This window comes from Alicyclobacillus fastidiosus, assembly GCF_026651875.1.
Lineage (GTDB): Bacteria > Bacillota > Bacilli > Alicyclobacillales > Alicyclobacillaceae > Alicyclobacillus > Alicyclobacillus fastidiosus.
Map to the genome: position 1 here is coordinate 3,193,917 of NZ_CP104067.1, position 16,591 is coordinate 3,210,507.

Sequence of the window (16,591 nt, forward strand, 5' to 3'; positions counted from 1 at the left end):
TTGAAGGCGCGTATCGTCGATATCGAAGACCGTAATCGATCTAGCCCTTGCTAAGCCAGTTGCCGTCTAATTGCTCGGCCCGAATCTGCAGCCGCGGCCGCGTCTGCAATGTGGAACAAGAACTTCCTGTCGCCATTCTCAAAATAGGTGACAAAAGCCACCCCCGTGGTCTTGTCCTTGCGCACTTGAACCTGACTGACATCGACCCCATCGTCGCTCAATCTATCCCGCACACACCGGCCAAAGTCGTCATCACCGACACATCCAATCATGCCGGCGCCAATGCCAAGTTTGGCAATGGCGTCGATAAAAATGGCTGGAGCCCCACTGGGATAAGGGCCAAGGAACTCGCCAGACCGATGAAGTGGCACGTTTACTTGTGACCGCATGATTTCTACGAGAATTTCTCCAATGGTCACTACGTATGGATGTCCCGTCATTTACCGCATCCCCAATCCCACCATCACAATTTCGTGGTGAACTCCACCCCATCGTCAACGGGCACCGTCACCGTTCGTGCGTCCGCCTTGGCTCGTACATCTTCCAGATAACGCTTGATGCCGGGACTGTCACCCGCCGAAATGATGTCATCGGCTACAACTACACCCCCCTGTTTGACGTGGGGCCATACCAGATGGAGATAGGCCGGATAGTCCTCTTTCCAAGCGTCGATAAACACGAAGTCCCACGGTCCCTGAAGCGTCTTCAACGTTTCGAGTGCATCGCCTTCGACAATCGAAATGGTGTTCGACAGCCCGGCTTTCTCGTACACGGATTTAGCTAGCTGAATCTTGTATTCGCTCAGCTCACAGGTGGTCACGGTTCCGCCGTTTGCACGAGCCGCTTCCCCAAGGTAGAGGCCCGAGTATCCACTGGAGGATCCGATTTCCAATACTCGCTTCGCCCCTGACACACGTACCAGCAGATTCAAAAATTGGCCATTGTCCGCCGATATGCGGTACAAGGGTTCCGGCGCGTTTGTCTGTTCGTCCAACTGTTCCAACTCACGTATCGCATCTACGATTCTCTGCTCCATGTCACCGATGCCTCCACTGATGATTAGCTATTATGAGAAGGGTCAATCCAAAGATACGAAAGGGGATCCACATTCATACTGGTATTGATATAGTATCCGTGGATTCAGGGCTGAACGGCAAAGTTGTACTTCTCATCATAGATGGGTACAATCGTGGCGTCCTTCATGGCTTGTATAGTAATTTTCTTGTAAAGGTTCGGCGGGACTGTGCATTCATATCGTATTCCGCCTCACTAAGCTACTTGTCCACGTCTTTGTTGGAGTACATTATCAAATTATCCATTAGCTGTTCGTTTGTAGCCAGAAGTGTATCTAGAAGCATCATTACTGGAATAAAAGTCTGCATGAATTGGCAGGGAAACCCCTGACTCTTTGAGTAGCTGCTTGGCTTTGCTAGGATTATACCTTGTACCTGTACCCATTGGTTCCGTCGTACTAAACTTCGTTTGTCCAACTTGTTTGATCCATTTTTGAATCGACGGCCACATAGCCTTGTCCAGTGAGTGTCTCCAAGAAAAAGTGTTTTGCATATTTCTAAGCACTTGGACGGCAAGGAATTAGAGATATGCAGGACACTCATTGTAAAAAGTTTATTTACATCCCCATCATATCGCGAAGATGCTCCACCTCATCCTTCGTTATGCCGCCTTGCCCATATCGCGCCTTGTCATACAATTCTTCAAGGTATCTGCAACCTTTTGCAAACGTTGAATCATGCATGAATTCAGTTGGTCGCACCTGTATCGAATCTTTCTCCTCCAACCACGCCCAAATCCCTTCCGTGGTCTCCAGAGCCGTATCGGCCGATACCCAGGTATATCCTTTAGACTGACTTCTGCGAACGAACTGTCGATACAAATAGCGGACTTGTTCTTCTGGTGATGAGAGCTCGTTCCACGCTAGTTCATGCCTTCTTCTGCGATCTCGCCGAAAAAAGCCCATTCTGTGCGATTCTCCCGCAATCGACTCTTCCTTATCGACGTAACCCGTTGGTTCGTACGTCTCGATGCCACGATGCCTTTGGTACCACTTCCAAACCGCATGAAGTCCCCGCACCAACAAGAATAGGAGACCGACGAAGGATGCTACCGCAATGATGATGGAGACAATATGTTGCCAAGTAGCCGGGCCACTTTGATGTGTTTGCGTGTCGGGTTGTTTGGGGAATTTAAACGTCGGTGTATGAATCGGCCTTGATTGCGTTTGTTGTTGCCCACCAGGAAACAAGTGTTGCAGCAAACTAGAAATAGCTCTCTCAATGTCGGACAAATTTACAAAGAACGCAAAACAAGCAAAAGTCAGTAGCACAATGCCGAGAAACATGGTGACGAGGAGTCGATTAAACGTGCGTACTTTGCTCGGAACATGTGCTTGACCATCCGACAGTAAGCTGTTTAGTTGAAATTGATTCAACGCATAGACAACCATGGAGACGGTGACAAAGGCAGATACAGTAATGATCCAAATCTCCGGACGTAACAAAGATAAATAGGTAACCAAAAAGAACGCTGCGAAGTGAACAAGAAGACCTATCAGCCATACTGACAACAAATTGTTAGAGTACAGCATACGAAGACCATTGGCACCCATGATGCTGGCGGGAACGACGAACATGGCACACAAGGCAAAACTTGCTGCAAACGGCATTCGACCGAGCGTATCGGCGAAAAACGCACACCAGACGAGTGCGATGGCTGCCACGCTCAACGACTTTAGAACAGGGTTGAAGCGGCGGACAACGATGCCAAACCATGCGCCCACAAAGGCCAATAGAAACAGAAAGACTAGCCACAGCCATAAAGCACCAGGTTTGATAACATAAGCGCCCACCACTAGCGGCAGCGGAAGAAAGGCCACTAAACAGGAAAAGGAGGCGATAGTTGCTTGCAGCAACGGATATCGTAGAACGGTTACCCGGAAGCGGGCGTTACGTAGGCTTTTCGCCATGCGCATGTGCCTCCTTCACCTCAGGGTGATCATCCCAGTTGAGCCATGCACTCGCTTGTGCTTCACTCGGCAAACTGATAATGGATACAGAATGCCCTTCGTCCTCAAGCGACTGTATGATATCTCGCATCTCTTCATCGACATAGCCAGTAATCAGCACAAAATCGGTTTTGCGGATGGCCAATTCTGCTTCTGATCGGAGCAGGGCATTGAAATCACACCGGACTTTTAACTGCAACCCGGCCAAGTGTGACCACAGATCTGCAAGCTGATGGGGTCCGTTCTCCGGTTGCAAACCTTCCGTATACTCATCCGAATGTACGCCATTACAATAAAAGCCAACCGCGAGACCAGCGGCTATCAGCTCATCGGCAAGGGTGGCCGCCAAGCTGATGCCTGCTTCAATTCGAACAGGCTCGGAAATTTGCTGCCACATCCCCTCGTCGATGACGAAATTTAAGAGAACCTTGACATAGTAATCCGTCGTGAACTCTTGAAGATGAACATGAAGACTACCTGTTCTGGCGGTCACCTTCCAGTTCACTTGATTCAAGGAATCACCAAACTGATATGGCCTTGCACCCTGTCGCATAAACGGATCTGGCGAGACGAATCGGCGCACAATAGCATCACCCTGTAGACTCAGCGACGACAACAGCAAGTCTTCATTTGGGACAAGTTGTGGATACACCATCAGTTCCGTATCTGGACCCGTACACTCCCAGTGTTTGAATACCGATCCGCCGAATACCCCGCCAGCTGTTATTGCTGCGCTGTTCAATTTATATATCCCGCGCCTATCGCAGCGAATCTGATGTCGCCGCGTGATGCGCGTGTACGGTGACAGGGAGAAAATACTTCGGCTGGTTAAAAATTTATCAGACCGGTTGAGAAATGCGTCTGTCTCTGCACGAAAATGCATGCTGGCATCAAAAGCGGCTTCTAAGACGACGCGCGGTACGGGGAGAAATTTTCTGTTCTCAATCACTTCAACCATTTCGACCGATTCCCCAGCCCGGATGACCGGCTGTGCAAAATAGCGGCGATATGAGACACGCCAGAGGGAAAGACGTCGATAAATCAGCTCTTCGCTGCCAACTAGGATGAATGCGATAATCAAGAGCCAGCGCACGTCCGCCATAGGCTATCCACTCCCTACGCAAAACTTTCTGTCGGTACAGGCAGCGTGCTAGTGATCCGCTCGATGATACCCATCGCTCCATGTCCGTCGTGACGTGATCGGTGAGACAAGGTCATCCGATGCGCCAAAACCGGTACGGCCATTGCCTTGACGTCGTCAGGCGTCACGTATGAACGCTTGCGCAGAGCGGCTCGTACCTGCGTCGCCCGCAGGAGAGCTTGACTGCCGCGAGGACTCACCCCGAGATGGACATCGCGTTGGTTGCGCGTCGCTTCAACGACATCAAGCAAATAGCGCAGGACGTCATCGGACACATCCACTTGGGTGACTGCCTGTTGGGCCGCGACGATATCTGCTTTACTGACGACCGGTGTGAGTGAGTTCAGTGGATCCGCCGACTGGAAGCGACGCAAGATCGCCATGCCTTCGGCTGTTGACGGATAACCGATGTGCAACTGGAACAAAAACCTATCTAACTGCGCCTCCGGCAGTGGAAATGTCCCATGACTCTCCACTGGATTTTGTGTCGCTACGACGAGAAAGGGTCTGTCAAGGACATGCGTTTCACCATCAATGGTCACCTGGCGCTCTTCCATGCTCTCCAGTAGACTCGACTGGGTGCGCGGCGTCGCCCGATTAATTTCATCTGCCAGCAAAATATTCGTGAAGATAGGGCCGGGTCGGAACTGAAATCGGGAAGATTGTTGGTTGAAGAAGTCGATACCGGTCAAATCGCTGGGCAATAAATCTGGGGTAAACTGAACACGTTTGGTTGTACATGCAATGGATTTGGCAAGCGCTTTCGCCATCATCGTCTTGCCGGTGCCCGGCACGTCTTCGAGCAGTACATGCCCGCGTGCAAGGATGGCGATGAACAGCATCTCAATCATGTCATCCTTACCGACAATGACCTGGCCCACGCATTGCTTGACCCGATTCGCCATGTCTTGAATCTCAGAGATTTCCATCCTGACCCATCCACTCCTGCCGGCCAATCAGATACCTTATTAGAAAATATTTTGATATGTATGATAACACAAACAACTCTAACACTCTCCAATTTCCCCAGCATACATGATATTCCAGGAGCTCAGTTTTGACGATCTACATCCTCCATAAATTGCATGGCGTACGAAGGGGATATAGAGATACGCACGAAAAGACTTCCACGATCATCAAGAGGTCTGGAACCTTATTTCATTCGTGTTCACAATTGAAGATAGGAGCGACGCCCTGATGCAGCGCCGATCCAGCTTCAACGCGGCCAAGAGGAGTCGAAAGGCCCTCGAGGTCGACGGATTAACGAGTTGCGAAACCCTGACGATGATTCGCTCAAGGTCAAGCATTCCTTTCGGAAATGCACGCGTGTAGCAGCATTCACTAGTTGTAATTAAGAACGAAATCGTTCATAATAATGAATAGCGATTGACTGTATCAGAATCGTGCTGGACAATAGGGGTTCACAGCGTCCTCGCGGCTATACATGCTCGTGAGCTCAATTGAAAAATTGCTGACGACGAGGGCTACGATGGAACGAAGAGACTGGACTGTAGTGGGGATGATCACCGTCATACTGGTGATTTCTGAAGTGATTGGCAGCCATCATCAAAGAGGGGTAACTGTTTTTCTAGATGGCTTTTTTCACTTGTTTGGAATTAGCAATTGGCATTTTAGTTGATTGACGCGCCTGGTTACGCTTCATTATGTCGTCGTCACGGCCCGGGCCAGCGCGACGATAGACCCGGCGCATAAAATACCCATGGTATCGATTCCTACATCGTAGAGTCTTCCATCTCTGCCGAACGGCACCTGTAGAATTTCCGTACCAATCGCAAACATAACGGAACAAGCGACTGCCGTCTTACCTCGCCTCAAACAATTCAAGAACAACAAATCCATGATGGCGAAACCGAAAAAGTGTCCGAGTTTGGTGATCAGCCATTCCGGATTTTTAAGCTGAAAATCCAGGGTGAAGAACGCGGACCAATCCGGGTGCGGCACAAGTTGAAAGGATAGGGATGACAGATCAAGCAAAGCTCGCATACTCCCAGCACATACGCAGATGATTAGGCCTATCCCCCAGCACACCACCAGCGTGATTCTCAGAACTGCCCGGCCGTCGCGCCGAAAAGTCCTATCAGCATGTACGAAATGCCTTCCCATCTCACTCACCTCTTGATTCAGACTTCTGCACGAAGGTACAGACAAAGGGTTTGGTCTAACGAAGTTGGCCCCTCCATCTGCGGATTTTCTCAATGAATATGGATTTGCGATTCAGATACCATCGAATCCACATTCCTCCTGAAGGAAACACGACCATCAGCTTGGTCCAGGAACGTCCGATAAACCCATCTGTTCGCAAAGAGCACCATCGCTTCCGGACGACGACAAGCTTTCCAATAATCTGGGTATCAACAATGGAATCGTCCGGGAATCGATTTGTGTCCCCTTTACAGACATACTCGATGTGACCATGATGTTCACTCGTTTGGAACACTCGGTGACCGAACAATCGACCATGACCCGTCGAAAAAAGTAAGATGTCCCCTCTTTTTATTTGGCTCGGCCACACAGGATAAAATCGACATACATTCCCTTGCGCTATAAACGGATACATACTCGTCCCACTGGATGGGATTTCTATCCACCCGTGTTGACGGATGCGTAGTTTGAGTAATTCGATAGAATCCGCAGTGAATTGCATGCTCTACGCACCCCATCCTTCAAACCGTCAGGATATCTCACTCCAAAATGAATCGTTCTTTTGAAAGAACAATTGGTACGTACGAACGTGTCGCACGAGTCTAGTCATCATTTTGAGGACTTTGGCGGTCTCCGCAGGATCGTGTGGCCAAAAAAATACCTTATCCATCAGCTGAAGCAGCGCCGCGGAAGGTGAGAGCGGCAGCCTCACGACATTTGGAGATTGATGTAGCAAGTGGATAGCCTCGAGCGGATATTGCCCGTCGGTGAACAAGCCTTCTTCACTTCGAAAGGGAAACGAGTTAATAGCGAACGCTCCGCCGTCGCATATCTTGACGATGGTCGCTTCATTCGAAAGGAGTCGACGAGGCCTGGACAGCAATGCAACAGTAGACTTCCCGACCCCTGAGTAACCGGAAAATAAGAATGCTTTGTCGCCATCGACCACACAAGAAGAATGAACGAGGAGTCCGCTTTCCGTCTGGACGAGGAATGCGCTGTAAAGGTTCATGATGGCGTGTTTTAATGCAATTTCGTCATAAATCGAGAGGGTCGCAGTCGCGTAGGACTGATCTGCGCGAATGAGATAGTCCGAGCGGCGATATTCTATCGCATCCGATGTCCTCGATATGCCCACGTCAAAGTTCTCAAACGGCCTTCCATATCCCTCTTCCACCGACACGATCAGATCTGCCCGTTCGGCAACCGCTGGGCGCGAAAGTGGAGTGCGAAAGGCCGTCTCAAACCAACTCGCGATACGGTCAGAGCCGGTCAACACCTGTATCGTGTGCTCACCGATTTCAAAGCATAACACCTTGTCCATACTCCGTACTCCTCTTTGACGGCTCACGGATTCACCGTCTGCTAAAATCTCATCTTTTTGTCAAGACACTTATGTAAAATGGCGATGGAATCGCCTTGCTGGCACGAACACCTGGCTTTGCACAAACTCAGCGCGATCGCGGGGTCATGCTCAATCATCGACCAATACAAAGTGAGCGCCTTGCAGAATTCCGAAATATCGGTATTTATCTTCTGCAAAGCGCTCATATGCAGGTTTCGAAGACCCATGTTTCCCATTTCAAACCTGGAAATCTGAATCACATGTTCGCTTGAAATGTTCAGCTGACATGCTGTTCGAGCAGCCTTTCTGGTTGTATTAATTGCTCGTGGAATTGCCGTTGACCAAAGTGCTATTGTCCACTGCCGAGTCGTCATCCGACGAAGTAGCGCCGTCTGTCGACGCACTATTCTCTGTGGACGTGCCATTATCCGTCGATCCGCCGCTATCCGTCGATCCGCCACTATCCGTCGATACGCCACTATCTGTCGATCCGCCACTATCTGTCGATGTGCCGCTATCCGTCGATCCACCGCTATCTGTCGATCCGCCACTATCTGTCGATGTGCCGCTATCCGTCGATCCACCGCTATCCGTCGATCCACCGCTATCTGTCGATACGCCACTATCTGTCGATCCGCCACTATCTGTCGATGTGCCGCTATCCGTCGATCCGCCACTATCTGTCGACCCGCCACTATCTGTCGATCCACCGCTATCTGTCGATCCACCGCTATCTGTCGATCCACCGCTATCCGTCGATCCGCCGCCACTATCTGTCGACCCACCCCTATCCGTCGATCCGCCACTATCTGTCGATACGCCACTATCTGTCGATGTGCCACTATCTGTCGATGTGCCACTATCCGTCGATACGCCGCTATCCGTCGATGTGCCATTATCTGCCGATGTGCCATTATCGGTCGATGTATCACTATTTGTCGTTCCATTGGCACCCCAAAAAGCACTATCGGACGGCTGCCAACTACCTGTTCCATTCGACTGAGAAGCCCCGGATGCGTCTGGATCACTGCCTGTAACCGCCCCAGAGTGGAGACTCGATACTGTTTGTTCAAAAGAGAGCGGCTGTACTGAGAGAACGCTGGGTGATACATAATTCGTTGGGTCCACTACCTCACCTGGTTTCCTACTGAATAAATAAATCTTAACATTCGTTCTCAATATAAGTCAATATTGTTCGATTAAAAGAATCACAAGTTTCAAGTGTATCACACGGCGTCATTCACCGAGTTGCAAGTGACGTACCATCTTGAAACTGAAGGCGATAGAGACGCGAATACTCCCCTCCCTGCGCAAGCAATTCATCGTGTTTCCCTTGTTCCACAACCTGGCCCTGCTTGAGAACAATAATCGTATCCGCGTCGCGTGCTGTGGATAAGCGATGTGCGATCACCAACGTCGTTCTGCCGTGGACCAGCCGTTCTAAGGCCTCTTTCACAAACAGTTCGGTTTCCGCATCCATCGCCGAGGTCGCTTCGTCAAGTAGGAGAATAGGAGCATTTCTCAGCATTGCGCGGGCAATCGTTAACCTCTGTCGCTGCCCACCCGAGAGCCTCACACCGAGTTCGCCGATCTCCGTGTCATAACTTTTCGGCAAAGCCATGATAAAATCGTGTGCGTTGGCATCGGTGGCCGCTGTGATCATCTCCACCTCACTCGCATCCGGTCGACCAAGTAATAGGTTTTCTCGAATCGTTCCTCCAAACAGGATGGTCTCCTGCGGCACGTAAGCGATGTGGCTGCGGAGTTCGTCAACCGCCATCTGATCGATCGATCTGCTGTCAATCCAGACTTGACCCGACACCGGTTTATACAATCCCAACAACAACTTGAACAGCGTGCTTTTTCCGGCGCCACTTTGACCTACAATGGCGATTTTCTGCCCAACTGGAGCATGAATCGTGACGTTATTCAGGACGCTTACCACACCGTCGTAACTGAACGTGACACCGCGTATCACAACGCCCTCCTGCAAACGCTTCATCCCTCGATACTCATGTAGTCGATCCAGTTCGACGGGCTGCTCAAATATGTTCCACAAGCGCTCCGACGCAGCCAGCGAACGTTGAAAACTGCCCAATTGTCCCGAAACCCCGCGAATCGGTTGTACGACCTGCGAAACGAGCGAGACAAATGCCATTAACGATCCGACTGTGATCGCTCCCTTTGACACGTAGATGGTGCCAAGGCCGACACTGAATAGCAGTGCGGCTGCACCTACAGCACTGGATCCAGCTCGCAAAGTCCCCATGTATTGGGCGGATTTTAATTCCAATGAAGATACGTAATCGCTGTCATCGAAGAAGCGCTTTGCAAAGACGCTTTCCAACGTGAAGGCCCGTACGATCAAATGCCCGGCAAACGCCTCACTGAGAAAGCTATTCACCTTGCCGAGATACTGGTAGAGTGAGCTGGTGTTTTTGCGCATGAGCTTGCTAAAGATAGATCCGGTGACGATTGCAACTGGTCCTAGCAGCAAACACAACGCGGCCATGACTCGGTTAATCGTAAATATGTAAACCAAAGAGAAGCTCGATATCAGCACTAGGCGAATCAGATTGAGCAGACTCTCCCCAACGGCCCCGCTGATACTGCCGACATCGTGGGTTAATCGCGATACTAAATCGCCTGAGTGATAGTTCGTGTAAGACTCGGTCGGCAAACGCAAGATGTGATGGAATAGGTCTTTTTTTAGATCCCGCTTGACCAAACTAATCGCCTTGGCCCCAAGGAAGGTCGTAAGATAATTCACGCTCCCAGTGAGCGCGACAAAGACCACTCCGGCAGCCAGTATCCAGCCGAGTGTCGCGGTCTCATGTCTGATGGCAGCCTCCGTACTATTCCGCAGAAACCAGGCAAAGAAAATGCCTGTGAACGCTTCGACGACCATTAAACAAAAGAGTGGGAGATAAACTGTCCAATGGCGAAAGACGTACGGAAGCAACCTCAGTATCCGCAAACGCATCGCGTGCAGTTCGGTAGACGAAGGCGGGCACTCTGCGTTCACCTTGCTGCCAAAAGACGTCATCAGACCACGAAAATTCGGGCGTACAGTGACACTGCTGTGTTCTCGCGAGGGTCGCCTCATCGTTTGATCGTCTCGATTCCCAATCAACGATTTACGGACTCGACCAGCCCAATTTCCAGCAATTTCTGAAGGAAGTCATAAACTTCGGATTCTGTATTTTCATCCACGCTAGAATACGTGTCGCGTAAATGATCTACCATCGCTGGCAAAGACGCTGGATTCTTTAACAGCGACAAGATTTGTCCGCCGGACTTGTTCAATTTGGTAATGGTATAATTGCTCGCATTCAAGACGATCCACTGATCATCCGCTTCCACAACTTCTAAATGCGGGGAAATCTTAAACTGTTCAGCCAAGAGAAACGCCTCCATTCCGGTTTAAAAAATGTAACGGTGTTAAGTAGGGATCAACAGTTGTTTTGACCATTTTGCGTGGTTGACCAGGCAGTGCCGCCTCTACCCGCCTTGCCTGCGTGCAAACTTGGCTACGAACTTCAGCATCCGCTTCTGGTAAAACCGGACATACACGTTCGAAGCTGTGACCTTGGAGTCATCCCTTAGATGCCAAAGGGCGACTTCCCTCGGGGGCCGGACGATGCCAATGAGCACACCAACTCTATCTCTCCAGTGGTCAAGTAAGAAGAGTGGCCACTTCGAGAAGATGGCGCTGGGCGGGATGCAAGACAACCTCATAGAATCCAGCGGTTTCACCTCATGAAGGTGCGGAAACTGCTGATACACGTAAGCTAAAACGGCAGATATCCGCTTCGCCGTACCGTCGTCGCGTGCCTGTGCAAAAAGTCTGGGATAGTCAATTTCCCGACGACACCGTTGGATCATCTGGACGATGTCGAGCACGTACTTGAATGATTCCATTCGGTGATTTGCACCATGAAGACAGATCGCATAAAAGGTGTTCTGCACCGATAGTTCACGAATAAACTGATATTCACGAACAGGAACTGAATTCTTCCATAAGTCCTTTACCTTCATGCGCGAATGGTGTTCTTTGACCAACCCCCAGTGAACTTCCACGTTCAACGGCGATTCTCGATGATTGGTCTCCTTCCAAAGAACGCAGTGGAAGTGAATTGGATTGTATGGTGCTGGTCCGTGATATCCAAGCGACCGTAGACATTCGACGGTTCGCTTCACATCGTCCTTCGCGACGAGAATATCGACGTCCGATGTACCTCTCGCCGAAAAGTGCCCAAAGTATCGTTCGGCGAATAAGATGCCCTTTAAGGGGATGACTTCAATGTTCGCGCGTTCAAGGATAGCGAAGACGGCTTCCTGTTGATGTTTGATGTAGAGATTTTGGAACATTGTTTTCTCGTGTTTCTGCACCAAATCATTCCGGAAAAACGCTGGCACGCTACCCAGCGTGTCGGTTTCGCTGAGCAATTGGTAGACTTGTGCTGCAACGGAGAAACGCTCTATTTCCTCCATGCATCGTTCGAAGAGTTCGGAGTCCATGGCCGGAGGAGTCCGCTCGTGATACAAACTCTTGATCAAATTGGCAATCATGCGGACTCCTCCTCAAAAAATGAGAACATAGACTCAACGAACCGTAGCCGGTTTCGCTCGCAAGTTCAGAATCGCGTCAAAGGCACCTTTCAACTAACCCACTAGAATACTTAGGTGATGGAGGATGTGCTCCCAGTCAACGTATCGGCGCGCAATGTCTTCTTCCGAGAGCTCAGAACCGAACTGCACCTCGATAAAGACCAGTTTTTCCGCTCCCACACTGCGAATCGCGTGCCACTGTTCAGGGTGGATGTGGATGACGTCACCCGATTCGACTTGAATCACTCTCGAATCCAGCACGACTTCCCCACGCCCTTGCACGACAGTCCAAACCTCGCTTCGCTTGGAGTGCTTTTGGTAGCTGATATTCTTCCCAGCGTGAAGTTCGACGTGCTTACTGAGCACTTCTGTGCCGTCTGATAACTTTTGATAGTCCAGCACTCGGTAGGTGCCCCAGCGACGTTCCTCGAACATAGGACGCGTCGCGTAATCGTCGATGACGTTTTTGATCTCGGAAGCGTGCTCTTTGTCGGCTGCCAAAATCCCATCCGGTGTGGCCACGATGACGGCGTCTTTCAACCCCATGGTGACAACCGGTATGCCAAACTCGTTGATGACGTGGGTGTTATCGCAGTCGACCGACGTCCCCAGCCCGACAAACTCCTCGCGAATCTTTTCCGACAAAGTCCCCCAGGTCCCCATGTCCGACCATTTTCCAGCAAAGGTGGCGACCGCCACATTCGACGTTTGTTCAACCACCTCATAATCGAAACTGCGCTTTGGCAACAGCGGATAAAGCGTGACCAATTCTTGATAACTCTCGGGATACCCCAATTCAGCCAGAGCCCGTTTGAGAAATCCGATACGGAAGCAAAACACGCCGCAATTCCACAAAGCTCCATTCTCAATGAGGGACTCTGCTACCTCTTTGGTGGGCTTCTCCGTAAACGAGTGCACTCTATACATGGAACCTTGAGGTGTGTACGCTTCGCCGATTCGAATGTATCCAAACTTGGAAACGGGCGCAGATGGCGTTACGCCCATCAACAATAAATCAGTCCCGGACTCGTCAAGTCGCACATCCAACTGCTGGATGAAGCGAAAGTATTGCTCGTCGACGTCGTGATCGACCGGGAGTACCGCGACGACCTCCTCATCTGTGCAGCCTTCGACATCGGCCAAGTACAGAATGGAGAGCGCGATCGCCGGAAACGTGTCTCTGCGCATCGGCTCCTCGATGAACGGAACAGGCCCAATCTGATTTTCAATCGTATCTCGCTGTGCCTTGGATGCACAAAGGTAGGTGCCCACCTGCAGCCCTACGTCGCCCAATTGCCCCCATATGCGCTGTAACATGGAAACCCGGTTCCCGTTTCTATCGTGGAGCACCTTTAAAAATTGTTTCGATCTCGCCTCATTGGACATTGGCCACAGCCGTTTCCCTGATCCACCGGACAATAAGACAACTCTCACCGTCTCGCCCCCCTATCCAACTGTTACTTCTTCCTCTAACAGCAGCCTTTGCATGAGGTTCCGAACGTTAGATTGTAAATCGGGTCGACTTAGTGCCAACTCGAGTGTCGCTTCTATAAATCCAAGTTTTTCGCCCACGTCGTAACGCCGGCCGTCGATTTCATAGGCCATCATCCCTTGCAGCGAATTCACGTATTCTAGGGCATCGGTGAGTTGAATCTCCCCGCCCGCTCCGATGTGACCACTTTCCAGATATTCAAAGATATTTGGCGTTAAGACGTATCGCCCGATGATCGCTAACGTAGATGGTGCGAGTACCGGCGACGGCTTTTCGACGAGGCTTTTCACGCGGGAAAGCCGCGGCCCGATCGAATCTACACCCACGATTCCATAACGCGATACGTGTTCCACGGGTACACTCTTCACGCCGACGACTGACTTCCCGTACGTTTCGTAAACATCGATCAACTGTCGTAATCCCGGCCGCTCTCCCTGGACGATGTCGTCTCCGAGCAGCACCGCAAACGGCTCCTCGCCAATGAACCGCCTCGCACACCAAACCGCATGCCCCAAACCAAGCGGAACTTTTTGACGAATATAGTGAATATTGGCCATATTGACGATGTCGCCAAGTTCGTTCAACTGCGTTTGCTTCCCTTTGTGAGTCAACAACTCTTCCAACTCTACTGAACGATCAAAATGATCCTCGATGGCTCGCTTACCCTTGCCTGTGACAATAATGATATCCTCGATTCCCGATGCGACCGCTTCCTCGACGATGTACTGAATCGTCGGTTTGTCTACGAGTGGAAGCATTTCCTTTGGCATGGCTTTGGTTGCAGGCAAAAAACGCGTTCCCAGCCCAGCTGCGGGAATCACGACTTTGCGAATTTTGTTCATCAAATGTCCCCCTTTAGTTCTTAATAACGAACAACGAACTAGACATGTATCCTCTCCATGAAAGCTGACCGCTTGTCCAGTTTTCACCGACTCAGCACCACGCCGTCCTATGTTGTTCATTATAAAGAACAAGTGGTGCTTGATCAAGACGGAGGATTTAAATAATTTCCACGTTTGGATCCCGCTCCAGCACAGTCACTGTCTCCTCCCGAAACTGTAGCCGATACAGATGTGAATACAGGCCTTTCTGTTGGATTAGTTCATAGTGAGTTCCTTGCTCCACCATATGACCGTTGTCCATGACGAAAATCGCATCCGCATTCCGGACCGTCGACAAACGATGGGCGATCACAATCGTCGTTCGATGTTTCATTAATTTATCTAAAGCATCCTGAATCAACAGCTCCGTTTCTGAGTCCAGCGCGGACGTCGCCTCGTCCAGCAACAGGATGGGGGCGTCCTTCAAAATGGCTCTCGCAATCGAGATCCTTTGCCTCTGCCCACCCGAGAGCCGCAACCCGCGCTCACCGATTTCCGTGCCGTACCCGTTCGGCAAAGAAGCAATAAAGTCATGAATATTGGCATCTTTCGCTGCGCTCACAATGTCGGAATCACTGGCTGACGGGCGCCCATACCTCAAGTTTTCGCGAATCGTGCCGCTAAATAGGTGTGTCTCCTGCGGTACGTACGAAATGAGCTGTCGCAAGTCGCGAACAGGGAACTGATGAATCGGCGTATCGTCGATGAGGATGCGACCTGACGTAGGTTCATAGAAGCGCAGAATCAGGTGAAACAGCGTACTCTTCCCCGCCCCGCTCGGTCCGACCAGTGCGACCACGGCGCCCGCCGGAATGGTACATGACAGATTTGAAATGGCTTTCCTCGACCCGTCGTAACTTAGCGAGATGTTCCGAAAACAGAGGGAATGACCCGCTCGTCGCGGGCGAGCCTCCCCCCCTCACACTCTCTGGGGACGTCAAATACTTCCCAAATTCGTTCTGCCGCTGCGAGCGACCTCTGCAGTCCGCCCACTTGATGGGCCATACCTGTAAAAGGCGACACCAGGTGCTGAAGTAAACTCGTAAACGCCAGCAGAGATCCGACCGACATGGTACCTCTTGCAACATCCGCGGCACCTAGACCCAGGCTCAACAAAAAAGCGGTTGCACCAACGAATTGCGAACATAAGAAGAACCCCCCTCGCAAGATGGCACCCCTTAGTTCAAGCGAGACGAACGCGTTGTTCACCTTGCGATACTTTTTTGAAAATATGTGTTCCAGAACGAAGGATCGAATGACCATATGTCCAACTAGCGATTCATTGATCAAACTGTAGATGATTCCTAACTGTTTCTGCATGGCCTTCCCGTTCGTCCGCATGTACTTACTGAACAGCAACACGGAGATCAGTGCGACAGGTCCGAAAGAGACACATATGATAGACAATTGGTGATTCAGATGAAACAGGTAGAGGAAAGATGAGGCAGCCATGACAGGCAGGTATAGGATATTGATGAGGTTCGTCCCGCCTCCACCTGTCGCGGTTCCTACGTCGTTTGTCAACCGCGATACCGCATCTCCAGAGTGAAACGAGACCATCGACGAAACCGGCAAGTGCAAGAGCCTGTCAAATAAATCGGCCGTTACGTCTCTCTTCACTTGGTTCATGATGGATGTACTCAGGTAGGTATTGCAGAACCCCATCACGCCTGCCGCCCCGAACAGCATCGCGCCAAGCGCGATCATCCTCCAAACCGTCTGCAAATCATGCTGCAGCGCCGCTTCTGTGATGTTTTTGAGAAACCCTGCAACAAATAGTGTCATACAAACATTCGCACCCATGATTGCAAAGAGACCGACGTACCCTTTCCAATACGGGCGAAAATACGGGATGAGAAAGCGGTAGTACCGCTTGACCACACCTAGAGAAAAGCCGTACCCACTTATGCCGAACGCGTTCATCACCCGGTTCATG

The 16,591-nt window shown here is 50.7% G+C and carries 16 protein-coding genes; all 16 read right to left on the minus strand.

The features are described from left to right. Window positions 1-50: 50 nt before the first annotated feature. Window positions 51-440, minus strand: coding sequence for a PfkB family carbohydrate kinase (locus tag NZD89_RS15850; RefSeq protein WP_268003772.1), 390 nt, complete (start codon window positions 438-440; stop codon window positions 51-53). 23 nt (window positions 441-463) lie between these two features. Further along, window positions 464-1,036 (minus strand): O-methyltransferase, encoded by a 573-nt coding sequence (locus NZD89_RS15855; protein WP_268003773.1) that lies wholly within the window; start codon window positions 1,034-1,036, stop codon window positions 464-466. Between the two features lie 594 nt (window positions 1,037-1,630). Further along, complete coding sequence (locus tag NZD89_RS15860) at window positions 1,631-2,983, minus strand: hypothetical protein (protein WP_268003774.1); 1,353 nt, start codon at window positions 2,981-2,983, stop codon at window positions 1,631-1,633. After that, window positions 2,964-4,124, minus strand: a complete 1,161-nt coding sequence (locus tag NZD89_RS15865) for a DUF58 domain-containing protein (RefSeq protein WP_268003775.1) — start codon at window positions 4,122-4,124, stop codon at window positions 2,964-2,966. Before NZD89_RS15865 ends, NZD89_RS15860 begins: the two co-directional genes overlap by 20 nt. A 14-nt stretch (window positions 4,125-4,138) precedes the next feature. Beyond that, the gene (locus NZD89_RS15870) at window positions 4,139-5,092 is read right to left on the minus strand and encodes an AAA family ATPase (RefSeq protein WP_268003776.1); all 954 of its coding nucleotides are present in this window, start codon (window positions 5,090-5,092) and stop codon (window positions 4,139-4,141) included. 733 nt (window positions 5,093-5,825) lie between these two features. Beyond that, window positions 5,826-6,158, minus strand: coding sequence for a VanZ family protein (locus tag NZD89_RS15875; RefSeq protein WP_268003777.1), 333 nt, complete (start codon window positions 6,156-6,158; stop codon window positions 5,826-5,828). 184 nt (window positions 6,159-6,342) lie between these two features. After that, window positions 6,343-6,828, minus strand: coding sequence for a signal peptidase I (locus NZD89_RS29690; RefSeq protein WP_284285526.1), 486 nt, complete (start codon window positions 6,826-6,828; stop codon window positions 6,343-6,345). 27 nt (window positions 6,829-6,855) lie between these two features. Further along, window positions 6,856-7,650 carry a phosphoenolpyruvate carboxykinase (ATP) gene (locus NZD89_RS15880; protein WP_268003778.1) on the minus strand — a complete coding sequence of 265 codons (795 nt, stop codon included), beginning with the start codon at window positions 7,648-7,650 and terminating at the stop codon, window positions 6,856-6,858. A gap of 336 nt (window positions 7,651-7,986) precedes the next feature. Beyond that, the gene (locus tag NZD89_RS15885) at window positions 7,987-8,799 is read right to left on the minus strand and encodes a hypothetical protein (RefSeq protein ID WP_268003779.1); all 813 of its coding nucleotides are present in this window, start codon (window positions 8,797-8,799) and stop codon (window positions 7,987-7,989) included. 112 nt (window positions 8,800-8,911) lie between these two features. Next, window positions 8,912-10,804 (minus strand): ABC transporter ATP-binding protein, encoded by a 1,893-nt coding sequence (locus tag NZD89_RS15890; RefSeq protein ID WP_268003780.1) that lies wholly within the window; start codon window positions 10,802-10,804, stop codon window positions 8,912-8,914. Next, window positions 10,801-11,073, minus strand: coding sequence for a PqqD family protein (locus tag NZD89_RS15895; RefSeq protein ID WP_268003781.1), 273 nt, complete (start codon window positions 11,071-11,073; stop codon window positions 10,801-10,803). The genes NZD89_RS15890 and NZD89_RS15895 overlap by 4 nt, the downstream gene beginning before the upstream one ends. A gap of 99 nt (window positions 11,074-11,172) precedes the next feature. After that, window positions 11,173-12,243, minus strand: a complete 1,071-nt coding sequence (locus NZD89_RS15900; protein ID WP_268003782.1) for a nucleotidyltransferase family protein — start codon at window positions 12,241-12,243, stop codon at window positions 11,173-11,175. 93 nt (window positions 12,244-12,336) lie between these two features. Further along, on the minus strand, window positions 12,337-13,716 hold the full coding sequence (locus tag NZD89_RS15905) for a sugar phosphate nucleotidyltransferase (protein WP_268003783.1): 1,380 nt from the start codon (window positions 13,714-13,716) through the stop codon (window positions 12,337-12,339). A 12-nt stretch (window positions 13,717-13,728) separates the two neighbouring features. Continuing rightward, window positions 13,729-14,616 (minus strand): UTP--glucose-1-phosphate uridylyltransferase GalU, encoded by an 888-nt coding sequence (gene galU / locus NZD89_RS15910; protein WP_268003784.1) that lies wholly within the window; start codon window positions 14,614-14,616, stop codon window positions 13,729-13,731. 157 nt (window positions 14,617-14,773) lie between these two features. Beyond that, entirely contained in the window at window positions 14,774-15,523 is a 750-nt protein-coding gene (locus tag NZD89_RS15915; RefSeq protein ID WP_326492944.1) for an ABC transporter ATP-binding protein, read from the minus strand. Next, complete coding sequence (locus NZD89_RS15920; protein ID WP_268003785.1) at window positions 15,514-16,590, minus strand: ABC transporter transmembrane domain-containing protein; 1,077 nt, start codon at window positions 16,588-16,590, stop codon at window positions 15,514-15,516. Before NZD89_RS15920 ends, NZD89_RS15915 begins: the two co-directional genes overlap by 10 nt. Window position 16,591 lies beyond the last annotated feature (1 nt).